Origin of the sequence: Crenothrix polyspora (assembly GCF_900163755.1) — a bacterium.
GTDB lineage: Bacteria > Pseudomonadota > Gammaproteobacteria > Methylococcales > Methylomonadaceae > Crenothrix > Crenothrix polyspora.
Genome location: NZ_FUKI01000143.1, coordinates 1 through 12084, shown reverse-complemented (window position 1 = coordinate 12084; position 12084 = coordinate 1). Strand labels below are relative to the sequence as shown.

The 12084-nt window shown below is 44.4% G+C and carries 11 protein-coding genes; all 11 read left to right on the top strand.

Features of this window, described 5'->3' with window-relative positions:
• The first annotated feature begins 134 nt into the window (after window positions 1-134).
• Window positions 135-479, top strand: coding sequence for a UPF0175 family protein (locus CRENPOLYSF2_RS14550; RefSeq protein ID WP_087144676.1), 345 nt, complete (start codon window positions 135-137; stop codon window positions 477-479).
• A 6-nt stretch (window positions 480-485) separates the two neighbouring features.
• Window positions 486-974: a PIN domain-containing protein gene (locus CRENPOLYSF2_RS14545; protein WP_087144675.1), complete on the top strand. Its 489-nt coding sequence runs from the start codon at window positions 486-488 to the stop codon at window positions 972-974.
• Between the two features lie 134 nt (window positions 975-1108).
• The gene (locus tag CRENPOLYSF2_RS14540; protein WP_087144674.1) at window positions 1109-1288 is read left to right on the top strand and encodes a hypothetical protein; all 180 of its coding nucleotides are present in this window, start codon (window positions 1109-1111) and stop codon (window positions 1286-1288) included.
• Between the two features lie 61 nt (window positions 1289-1349).
• On the top strand, window positions 1350-1577 hold the full coding sequence (locus CRENPOLYSF2_RS14535) for an AbrB/MazE/SpoVT family DNA-binding domain-containing protein (RefSeq protein WP_087144673.1): 228 nt from the start codon (window positions 1350-1352) through the stop codon (window positions 1575-1577).
• Window positions 1552-1908, top strand: a complete 357-nt coding sequence (locus CRENPOLYSF2_RS14530) for a type II toxin-antitoxin system PemK/MazF family toxin (RefSeq protein ID WP_176371132.1) — start codon at window positions 1552-1554, stop codon at window positions 1906-1908. Before CRENPOLYSF2_RS14535 ends, CRENPOLYSF2_RS14530 begins: the two co-directional genes overlap by 26 nt.
• Before the next feature lie 94 nt (window positions 1909-2002).
• Window positions 2003-5005 carry an anti-phage-associated DUF1156 domain-containing protein gene (locus CRENPOLYSF2_RS14525; RefSeq protein WP_087144671.1) on the top strand — a complete coding sequence of 1001 codons (3003 nt, stop codon included), beginning with the start codon at window positions 2003-2005 and terminating at the stop codon, window positions 5003-5005.
• Between the two features lie 154 nt (window positions 5006-5159).
• Entirely contained in the window at window positions 5160-6173 is a 1014-nt protein-coding gene (locus tag CRENPOLYSF2_RS14520) for an ATP-binding protein (protein ID WP_087144670.1), read from the top strand.
• Complete coding sequence (locus CRENPOLYSF2_RS14515; protein ID WP_087144669.1) at window positions 6173-8593, top strand: S8 family serine peptidase; 2421 nt, start codon at window positions 6173-6175, stop codon at window positions 8591-8593. The genes CRENPOLYSF2_RS14520 and CRENPOLYSF2_RS14515 overlap by 1 nt, the downstream gene beginning before the upstream one ends.
• A gap of 108 nt (window positions 8594-8701) precedes the next feature.
• A complete protein-coding gene (locus tag CRENPOLYSF2_RS14510) occupies window positions 8702-8914 on the top strand; it encodes an addiction module protein (protein ID WP_087144668.1) in 213 nt (70 codons plus the stop codon).
• The gene (locus CRENPOLYSF2_RS14505; RefSeq protein WP_087144667.1) at window positions 8911-9204 is read left to right on the top strand and encodes a type II toxin-antitoxin system RelE/ParE family toxin; all 294 of its coding nucleotides are present in this window, start codon (window positions 8911-8913) and stop codon (window positions 9202-9204) included. The genes CRENPOLYSF2_RS14510 and CRENPOLYSF2_RS14505 overlap by 4 nt, the downstream gene beginning before the upstream one ends.
• A 3-nt stretch (window positions 9205-9207) precedes the next feature.
• Window positions 9208-11931: a phospholipase D-like domain-containing anti-phage protein gene (locus CRENPOLYSF2_RS14500; protein WP_087144666.1), complete on the top strand. Its 2724-nt coding sequence runs from the start codon at window positions 9208-9210 to the stop codon at window positions 11929-11931.
• The last annotated feature ends 153 nt before the right edge of the window (window positions 11932-12084 follow it).

Below are 12084 nucleotides of genomic sequence, written 5' to 3'. Positions count from 1 at the left end.
GATGCTCGGATAAAATTGAAAAAGCTTTATCCGACACTTAAAGAGTGACTAAGTACTAGCCCCATAATATCGGTATTCGTTTTAGGTAATCACGCTTATAATGCACCCTTGTAATCTTCCTATGTGATAAGCCCATGAAAACAGTAAATGTCAGCGGTTTAAAGAATAATCCCAGTGAAGCGTTGCGGATGGCACATGATGACATAGTATTAGTCATGAACAGAAATGAACCGGATGCTGTAATGATAGGGCTTAAATCGGCCAAAATTATCGGTATGCCGGGCGTACGCAAAGCTTTGGCAACCGCATTGTTCAAAGACGGCGATTTATCACTGGCCCGTTCTGCCAAATTGGCTGATATGCCCTTGGCCGATTTTATTGCCCATGTGTCGCGCTTAGGTATTCCTGTCATCAACCAAACGGCTGAGGAAGTGCAACAGGATATGGACACCCTGGAGCAATGGCTGACAGGGGCTTAACTGCGTATGCCCCGTATTGTGGTCATTGATGCCAGCCCGTTGATCGGGCTGGCAATAGTGGATGGCTTACCGTGGTTGCCTAAACTGTTTGGAGAGGTTTTTCTGCCGGAATCCGTGCAACAGGAAGTGTTACCGGGTAAAGCGGTGCGCGGTGAAGAAGCGATTGCCCACGCTATAACTTCAGGCTGGTTAAAGATATGGCCTGAGCCGATTCCGTCACTGCTGGAAATTGACCTGGACGCAGGCGAAACCGACTGTATCAATTTGGGCTTGAGTCATGCGGATGGTGTTTTGCTGGTTATGGATGAACGTGCAGGCCGCGCCGTGGCCAAGGAAAAAGGCTTGCATGTCATCGGCACCGCTGCCATTATTGGGTTGGCCAAAAAACAAGGCTTGATCCCCTCTGCGCGGGCAGTTTTTGAAGTCTTGCACGCTTCGGATTTTCGTATTTCAGCGGCTGTTATCCAGCAGGTGCTTATTAGTGTGAATGAGTAAGTCGTTATCAGCTGGGGTTATTTTGGTTAATGTCGGTAACCATGGTGAGGTTTATCAAGCGTGATAGGGTGCGATTTAGCCCTAAAATCTCTAACAATTGAAAAGAGTTAATGAACATAGCCGGAGAACTGCTAATGCCTACAGTAAGAGAACAAATGGTTGAGGTCATCAACAGTCAGCCACTGGACGCGTCCTATGATGAAATCATGCGCGAGCTGGCCTTTGAACGCATGGTTACCCATGGCCTTGCGGATTCCCGCCAAAAACGCACCATGAGTAACGAAGAAATTGAACGTCGTATCCAATCAGGGTAACAATTAAGTAGGCGCAACCAATTGATAGACATCCCCATCAAAAAAACCTGGAGTTAATTGCATGCAAACCAGTAGCCAGTTAGTCCATCATAATCAAGCCATCATTCCTGAAGCGGTTCTGGAAGCGTTGAAACTGCGTGAAGGTGATGCGATTGTCTTTGAAATTGATCAAGCCGGAGTGCATCTGCGCAAAGCACCCCCCATAGACAATGCCTTTGCAGAAGCACTGCAAGGCACCTTGAGCGAATGGGATTCCGCTGCCGATGACGAAGCTTATGCCGATCTTTGAAAAGTTTTCCATAGTGGTCGTGCCATTTCCGTTCACGGATCAAAGCGCAAGCAAAAGGCGGCCAGCAGTAGTGCTATCCAGTACTTTATTTAATGCCTCAGTACAGCATTCGGTATTGGCGATGGTGACCAGTGCCAAAAATTCCAATTGGCTGCTGGATGTGATGATCTCTGATTTACAGAGCGCAGGGCTTACTTCTGAGTCTATTGTCCGCATGAAACTATTTACTTTGGATAATCGCTTGATTATCAGGCAAGTCGGCAAATTGGTAGATATTGACCAACAAGCCGTTGGTAAAGCGTTCAATCAATTGTTTGATATTAGTGTGTAGTGGCTGGGTTGTTGACACGCTCAAATAGGGCGTTTCCCTGTCTGCAATATTTGCCAGTCACCCGTAATTTTAATGATATTTTCGTAATCCATTCATGACCAAACTCACCCCCTTAGCCCTACAAAACACCCCAGCCCTGATTGAATCGGTATTCCCAGCGCAAAAAGTGTCTTTTGAATCGCAACGCGAACGTAAGGCGGGTGCGGGGCAAACGTTAACGGCGTTGGGTTCTTACTGGAAAGGCCGCAAACCGTTGATTTTGGTACGGGCGATTGTGTTGGGCAGTTTATTGCCGCCCACCGATGATGCCGAAAAAGACCTGGAAATCTATGAACAACTGCTGGCGTTTGATGAAGGCGGTTTGGCGCGGCGGGCGTTGGCGAATAACGCTTTTAAACCCAAAGACATTGTGCAAGCACTGGCATTGCCCAATCCTTGGGATTATTTTGCATACACGCTAAAAGGCGGACTGACAGCGGCAGAAGTCGAAAGCCGGCAAGCGCCCTTTAATAGTGATGCACTAGGCATTACGCTACGTTGGCAACGTGATATTAGCGACGCCGATAAATTGGATTTAGTTGCACAAATGTTGCGTACTTTGCCGAATTATGAAGCCCGTGCCGCCTTGTGCAAACGTCCTGAGGAATTGGATCAGACCGAATTGTTTGCGCCGATTTGGGCCCCGGTGAATGCCCATTACCAGCATTTGGGCATTAACGCGCATTCACATCAAGAGCTGGTTGAACAACTGGGTATGCTTCGTTTTGGGCATCGACCCAAAGTGGGCGACACTTTTTGCGGGGGTGGTTCGATTCCATTTGAAGCGGCGCGGTTGGGTTGTGATGTGTATGCCTCGGATTTAAACCCGATTGCCTGTATGTTGACGTGGGGTGCGTTGAACATTATTGGCGCAGCGTCGGAAAAACGTGCTGAAATTGAACAGGCTCAGCGCGAGGTGGCAGAAGCGGTGGATGCGGAGATTACCGCATTGGGCATAGAGCATGACAGCCACGGCAACCGTGCCAAGGCTTATTTGTATTGTCTGGAAACCCGTTGTCCTGAAACCGGTTGGATGGTTCCACTATCTCCGAACTGGGTGATTTCTAAAAATCGCAACGTGGTGGCTAAACTCATTCCTGATACTGAACGACAGCGCTTTGATATTGAGATATACAGTGGTGTATCGGTTGAAGAGATGAAAGCCGCCGAATTTGGCACGATCCAAAACGGCAATTTAACGTATAGCCTTAACGGCAAAACCTATATCACATCGATTAAAACCCTACGCGGAGATCACAAAGACATAAGTGGCAATATGGCTAACCGCCTGCGCCGTTGGAGAAAATACGATTTCAAACCTCAGTCGGATGATCTTTTTCAGGAACGATTGTATTGTATTCAATGGATTACCGCTGACACCCTAGATAAGAAACAAAAAGAGACTTTTTTTGCAACTGTTATAGAAGCGGATTTAGCACGAGAACGCCAAGTTGAGAAAATCGTTGCTGAAAATATTGAACAATGGCAGCAACACGGCTTGATACCAGATATGGAGATAGAGCCGGGAGATAAAACCGATGAACCAATTCGTACACGGGGCTGGACGTATTGGCATCAGTTGTTTAATGCTAGACAACTACTTATGCTTTCAATACTATCCAAAAACTGCTTAACTCCTGTAAGCCAAGTATTTCTTTCGCGCACTTTAAATAGAAGCTCTAAGTTGTGCATGTGGGAAGGAAAAATTGGATATGAAAGTTCAAGCCAGGTATTTACAAACCAGGCTTTAAATGTTCTTTTCAATTATGGGGTAAGAGCTTGGAGTTTTTTAGAGAGTGTTTTTTATGAGGAAGCTCTGCAAAACGCCCCTGTTTACAGTAAAGAATCATTATTTCAACATGCAGCCCCTCAATGTCAGACATTGAGTGATATTTGGATAACCGATCCTCCCTACGCAGACGCAGTTCACTACCACGAAATCACCGAATTTTTCATCGCTTGGCTACGCAAAAATCCACCTGCACCGTTCAACGAATGGGTATGGGATTCACGTCGCGCCTTAGCCATTAAAGGCAGCGGCGATGATTTTCGGCGCGGCATGGTCGAAGCTTACACCGCCATGACCCAACACATGCCCGACAATGGTATGCAGTGCGTCATGTTTACCCACCAAGACACCGGCGTGTGGTCGGATATGGTCGGCATATTCTGGGCAGCCGGTTTACAGGTGGTCGGCGCGTGGTATATCGCCACCGAAACCACCTCGGAACTCAAAAAAGGCGGCTATGTGCAAGGCACGGTGATCCTCATGCTACGTAAACGTCCCGCTGGCGACAAACCGGGCTTCAAACAAAAAATCCTGCCCGCCGTGCGCCGTGAAGTGGAAGCACAAATCAGCCAAATGCTGCACTTAAACGCCGACGTAAAAAACAAACTCGGCGAACCGGTATTTAACGATTCAGATTTACAAATGGCCGGTTACGCCGCCGCGCTGAAAGTGCTAACCGGCTATACTTCTATTGGCGGCGAAGATGTTACCGCTTTTGCCTTGCGTCCCAGACAAAAAGGCCAAGTCACCGTGGTGGATGAAATCGTCCAACAAGCCTCGGAAGCCGCCAACAGCCTGCTGATCCCCGAAGGCTTGCAACCCGACACCTGGAACGCCATCAAAGGTATCCAACGCTTTTACCTGCGTATGCTGGACATAGAAACCACGGGAGCTGCCAAGCTGGACAATTACCAAAACTTCGCCAAGGCGTTTCATGTTGAAGACTACACCAAAGTCATGGCCAGCATGGCACCTAACAAGGCGCGGCTAAAAAGCATCGAAGAATTCACTTCGCGTGATGTAGGTGACAGCACCGAAATCGGCCCGACCTATTTAGGCCATCTCATCATTGCCCTGCAACAACTGCTGCAAGACAAAGAGCCGCACATCGTTCTGGATTACCTGAATACCGATGTCACCAATTTTATGGAAGCTCGGCCTTTGTTGATTAACATGATCGATTTTATTGCCGCCAAAACCAGAGTGGATAAGGTGCGCGATGTGGCGGAGATTTTAGGTGCGCGGTTGCGTAATCAGCGATTGGCTTAATTTTAGGGACTACCAACATAAAATGGGACAATATTATAAAGAGTCGTTCGTGGTGAGCTTGTCGAACCATGAACCTCAAGTCCTTCGACAAGCTCAGGACGAACGGATGTCCCGTATTAGTTGGTAACCATTCTAGGAAACAAAGAGGCAGAAAATGACAACTACAGATTTAATAAAAAAGCTGTTCCTGTCTTTCAACGCGAAGGATAACGATACTTTTGTCCAAGCTGCGCGGGAGTATATTGAACATGAGAAAAGAAAAAAACACACTGTAGTCGCAAAGGATTTGGAAAAGGCCCTTTTTTCCACAAATAGTGAACACAATGGAGGGGGTAAACGTTTTAAAAATACATTACCTATACCACGTGATACGGAGAAAGGCTTTCCATTACTGGAAATTCAGCATTTTGATAAAAGTATCGATGCACTAATAATAGCGAATGAAATAAAAGAACAATTGGAACACGTTATTAGAGAATTTAAAGATGCTGATATTTTAGCGACCTACAACTTGCAGAACAAAAGAAAAATACTTCTTTGTGGACGGCCTGGAACAGGGAAAACTTTTTCTGCACAAATTATCAGTTCTGTATTAAATCTTCCTCTGGTGTATATTCGATTTGATGCCATCATTTCTTCGTATCTTGGAGAAACAGCCTCTAATTTACGCAAGGTATTTGATTATATCGAGAGTGGTACATGGGTAGTACTCTTTGATGAATTTGATGTTATTGGCAAAAATCGAGACGATAATCACGAGCATGGTGAAATAAAGCGAGTGGTCAATAGTTTTCTGCAAATGTTGGATAACCTGAAAAGCGACAGTATTATATTGGCTGCTACCAACCATCAAAATATGCTGGATCCTGCAATATGGCGACGATTTGATGATGTTATTTATTACGAGTTGCCCGATGAATCCATAAGAAAGCAACTGTTCGATATTTATTTAAAACCCATCAAAAAAGATGCCAATATTGATATGGCTAAGGCGGCTAACCTGACTGATGGGTTTTCACCGGCTGATATAAAAATGGTGACAGAAGAAGCTATGAAAGCGGCAATTATTAGCTCTAAAAATCATATTGGGCAAAATGAAATCGATTGCGCTATCCAAAAATTCATTCGCAGGGAAAAAGTAAGGAATAATCTTATGGGCGATAAATAATGGAAAAGTACGAACATCTTAGGCTTCCACCTATTGCAGGAAATGTTGACAGGCAAACAAGGGGTGGAGGTGGTGGTTATGTGTCACCCCCTGGCCGAAACAAAGCTGATTTTTCGGCACAATCTGTACAAAAAGCCGATGTAATAAAAAGCTCTTTTGCCTCATTGAAAAATAAAATATCAAAAAATATAAATCCATCTTTTGTTTTTGAAATTAAAATAAATCAGTCTGTGTCACCTGATGGCTTTGAAGATGAGTTGGCTAGAATGGGAATTCATGTTTTATCGGTAGCGGAAAATAAGCGTGGCTATTGGGTTGTTTTTGCTGACGATGCCGAATTAACTCAATTTAAAAATAAACTGACAACCTACGGACAACCAGATGGTTCTAAATACGATTTTTTTAACGCCATCGAATCTTTTCAAGATATTCCAGTCGATAAAAAAATTGGCAAAGCACTGCGAGACAATCCACTCAGTGAAACAGCAGATTTCATTGATATAGAATTGTGGAGAATGACTGATCCGCAAAAAAATGAACAATTTATTACTGAGTTAAAACAAGCCTACACAGATTGGACACAATTCAGAATTACAGATACATTAATAACCAAAACATTCGTGCTTTTGAGGGTTAAATTAACCAAAAATATATTTGATGAAATCATAGAACTCAAAGAAATTTCAAGAGCAGATAGACCCTCCATAACTCAATTTAACCCATTTGAATACATAAGTCCGGATATTTCAGATATTCAACTCAATGCACCTCATGAAGATGCTGCGGGTATATTAATCATTGATTCTGGCATTATTTCAAATCATCCAATGCTAGAAAAATGTGTTGGTGGTGCAGAAAATTTTCAAACAGGTGAGCAAGAAAACCACGATACCGTAGGACATGGCACTGCTGTTTCAGGTTGTGCAGCTTATGGAGACATTGAAGCTTCCCTGATAAATAAAGAATTTACCCCGTCAAATTGGATATTTTCCGCTAAAGTCATGTATGCAGAAAGAAATGATTATAAAGGGACAGTTTCCGCAGCGTATGATCCTGAAAAGCTAATCGAGCATCAATTTAAAGATGCGGTAGAAAGTTTTTTATCGAATCCTAATTATCACATTCGAGTCGTTAACGTTTCGTTGGGTAACAGTAATGAGGTTTGGCATAAGAACTATCTCCGCCAATTACCACTAGCCGCGCTAATTGATGAACTGGCTTTTATTTATCCTGATGTGGTTTTTATAGTCTCAACAGGTAATCATCACCCAGGAAATACGTATGAAACAATTGCTGAGATAAAAGATAATTATCCTACCTATCTTACAAAAAATCCTGATTTTAAAATTATCAACCCTGCAAGTGCTGCATTGGCTTTAACTGTTGGTTCTATTGCAGGTGAGGTTAGGATCGAGAAAGAACGCTATGGCGCTGAACAGATAAAAACTATTATTGCAGAAGAAAATCAGCCATCACCGTTTACCAGGACTGGCAGCGGTATAAATGGCATGATAAAACCTGAGTTAGTGGAATACGGTGGCAACCTTATTCTTTCTGATAATCGCGGCAAAATATCAGAAGATAGGGGTGGCAAAATCGCCGTAATCAATAATAAAACTACGGGCGATATTATAAAATTTGATTATGGAACAAGTTTTTCCGCACCTAAAGTAGCTCACTTAGCTGGTAAAATTGCGAACCAGTTTCCGCAAAGATCAGGGAATTTTATTAAGAATATGATGCTTGCGGGTGCAGGTTATCCATTTTCACCAAACAAAGATTTTTATTCAGCCAAAGATAAGAAAGAGGCTGAAACTAAGCACCTTTCCATTTGCGGTTTTGGATTAAGTGATTTTGAAAGGGCAGTGAATTCATACAGTAATCGGGCGGTGCTTTGGGATGAAGGTCAAATTGGCTTGAATCAGATAAAAGTCTACTCATTACAACTTCCAGACATTTTTTTTACCGAGCAGGGTAAAAAGAAAATAATCGTAACACTCACCTTCAATCCTGAAACTCGTCTTACCCGCGGTGATAGCTATCTGGGTAATAGAATGGAATTCCATCTTTTTCATACAATCAATCCACAGGCTTTAATTGAAAAGTACGGTGTTATCTCTGAAAACACTGAGCAATCTGGCGGTGTACCTGAAGATTTAAAAAAATTTGAAATAGATTTCTTTCCTGGAGGAAATACAAGAAAAGCAGGATGTCATCAAAAAGCATGGAAAGAGTATAAAAAGGAACCCAAAAATAGACCTGCATCACCAATTTCGTTGGTTCTTTTGAACTTTAATAAATGGATAACTGATCCGAACAGGAGCCAGGATTACTGCATATCCGTCATTTTCGAGCACGAAAAAGAAATTGAGTTATACAGCCAAATTCGAACAAATATTCAGGTTAGGGCGCGTATCTAAACGAAATACAAAATTCGCAAGCTGGTAAATCTTTTTTTAAAGGAGATAAACTTATGAATACAGCACGCACCACCTATAGCTTTTATGTGCTTTACCCAGGAGATTATTATGCTTAACAGTCAGGAACTCTACCAACAAGCAAACCAGTTACCTCCGTTAGAAAAATTGCGCTTGGCTGAATTATTATTAGCCGATCTGGATGTGCCTAATCCGGAAATCGATGCTATTTGGCGTGATGAAGCGCAAAAAAGATGGCTGGCATATCAAAATGGGGAATTAAAAACGGTTAGCTATGAAGCAGTGATGCAGAAATATAAATGAAAATAGAATTTCTTGAGGCTGCCCAAGCCGAGCTAGATGAGGCTTTTAATTGGTATGAAGCCCAGCAAGTAAATTTAGGCGTACAGTTTTTAACTGAATTTGATGCCGCAATTAGAAGAATTTGTGCCTATCCAAAATCGTATGCCTTGCTTACAGAAGACATAAGACGGTGCTTGATTAAACGTTTTCCCTACGGGGTTCTGTATGGTATTGATGCCGATACGATTGTCATTGTAGCCGTTGCACACCTGCATCGAAAACCGAATTACTGGATAGGTCGGTTAGGGTAATTTATGGCCTTACGCCGCTTTTCATCCCGTACCCATCGCCTGGATCAAAGCTTCTTGGCCGAACAACTCAAAGGCGCAAAAAGTTACCGCCGCATCGCTGGTTATTTCACTAGCTCATTGTTTGAAGTCGCCCATGAATGGCTGGAACAAATCCCCGATGTCAAAATTGTCTGCAATGTCGATATCCATCCCGATGACCTGAAAGTGGCGCAATGCCGCGAAGCCAAAATGCTGGGGCGCTGGAATGCCAATGCCATTGAAGCGGAGGCTTTGCTAAACCGTGACCGGTACCGGCGACTGGATGAGTTTTTGAAAATACACGGGCAGGCAATTCGCGTGGCACCGGACAACGCCTGCGGATTTGTGCATGGCAAGGCAGGTATCATTGAACGTGCCGATGGGAGCAAGATCGGTTTTATCGGTTCCATGAACGAAACCCGCAACGGTTGGCAGCAGCATTATGAAATCTTGTGGGAGGATGATGATCCCGAAAGCGTAGCCTGGATTGAAGCCGAATTCGATTTTTTATGGAAAGCCGCCAAACCATTGCCGGAAGCGGTTTGCAAGGAAATTCGCCGCCGCAGTCGTCGCCATGAAATTGGCCTGGATGAAATTGTTGACGATGACAGCATCGCCCCGGCAGCCTTGATTGAATCGCCGCTGTACCGTGAAGGTTTTTCGCTGCAACCCTGGCAGCAAAGCTTTGTCACTGAATGTTTAAAACATTACCGTGATTATGGCGTAGTAAGGTTATTGCTGGCTGATGAAGTCGGTTTGGGTAAAACCCTGTCATTGGCAACGGCAGCATTGGCCTTATGTCTGCTAGCCGAAAAGGAAAAACGCCGACGTAAGCCAGTGATTATTTTTGCCCCGGCAACCTTGTGTGAACAATGGCAAACCGAATTACTGGATAAGTTGGGCATTCCAACGGCACGTTGGCAGAGCAATAAAAAAGTGTGGCTGGATGTGAATGAACGGGTAATTTCACCCTTGGGTGCTGAAAATATTGCCGCCTGTCCACTGCGTATCGGCATAGTCTCTACCGGCCTGATGATGCGGGACTCGTTAGAGAAACAGCATTTGTTAGGCTTAAATTATGGTTTGGTGATACTCGACGAGGCACACAAGGCGCGATCCAGGCAAGGTTTTGGCCAAGACGATGAACCCAATGAATTGCTGGCATTTATCATGGCCATTGCTGCGCGGAGTGATCATGTTTTATTGGGCACTGCCACACCCATCCAGACCCGCTGCGAAGATTTATGGGATTTGGTACGTGTGCTACACCAAGGCAAAGGCCAGTTTGTTTTGGGTAATGATTATGCCCGTTGGCACAAACCCGATGAGGTGTTGCCTATCTTGTCAGGTCAACAGGAAGTGACAGATTTAGCGACTGCTTGGGAGTTGGTTCGGTCGCCGTTGCCGTTAGTTAATTCAACCGCCGATAATTCGGTACGTCAGTTATACAGTGCAATACGCCAGGATCTGGGTTTGTCCGCCCGTCAATTTGAAGCCGGTAAACTGACAGATTTGGATATTGGCACCCGGCAGGATTTTGAGATGGCATTAGATCGTCGCGTTGCCAATGCGACTTTTTTTCAGCGCGAAAATCCGCTGGTCCGCCATGTAATATTACGAAAACGCACCACACTCGAAGAAGCCGGTTTGCTTAAACGGGTGGGCGTGATTGTGCATCCGGATGCCAATCGCATTAAAGATATTCACAGCTTTCATATCTTGTTTGAAGGTTTTGCAGTCCGTACCGATACGAATTTTCGGGAAGCCTATGAGCAAGCCATACAGTTCGGCAAGGTATTGGGAAAACGCGGCGGGTTTATGAAAAACCTTATGCAGCAGCGTATTTGTTCCAGCTTGGTTGCAGGGATCAATACCGCAACGGCATTGCTGGCAGGCAAAACATTGCATGAAGAAACTGACGATAGGGAAGAAGATGTCGCCATACAAACTGATGAAGAACGTGCCGTGCTGGAGTTATTGCTGCATTGGCTTAAAGCGTGTGCTGTCGATCCAAAATATGAGGCCGTCTTGCACTATTTGATTAGCGAGAACTGGCTAGAGCAAGGCTGTATTATATTCAGCCAGTATTACGATACTGCCCGCTGGCTTGCAGATGCGTTGGCCTTGCGCTTTCCTGAAGAAGCTATCGGTTTGTATGCGGGGGCAGGACGTAGTCGGCTATACCAAAAAGGCGATAGTGTCAGTATTGAAAGGGAAACGCTTAAGGTGATGGTCGCTGAACGTAAGATTCGTATCATGGTGGCCACGGATGCCGCTTGTGAAGGTTTGAATTTGCAAACCTTGGGTACTTTAATGAATGTTGATTTGCCCTGGAACCCAACCAAACTGGAACAGCGTATTGGCCGTATCAAACGTTTTGGCCAGGTGCGTGATAACGTCGATATGCTCAATCTGGTCAATGAACAGACAGTCGATGAAAAGGTTTATGAGCGGCTATCGGAACGTATGCGCGACAAGTTTAATTTATTCGGTTCTTTGCCGGATACCATTAAAGATGGCTGGATTGAGGATATTGAGACCCTTGATGAAAAAATGGATCAGTACATAACTGTACAAAAGCGGGCTACTGGTTTTGATTTACGCTACAACACCCATTTATCAGCATCCGATAAGGACTGGCGGGATTGTTCCAATGTGTTGTCGCAACGTGATTTTGGTACTCTGATGCGGGAAGGCTGGGGGAATTAGCGCGTTTTTATAACCCATTGATTTTGCTGTTGGGTTATTATTCGGCTTCAGTAGCATTTTTGATGCGGCCTTTTAGTTTATTGCCCACCCCAGGGCAAACGCATTAAAATTAAATTGCGAACAATACTTTAGCTCTGTAGTTGTCGTTCCAGG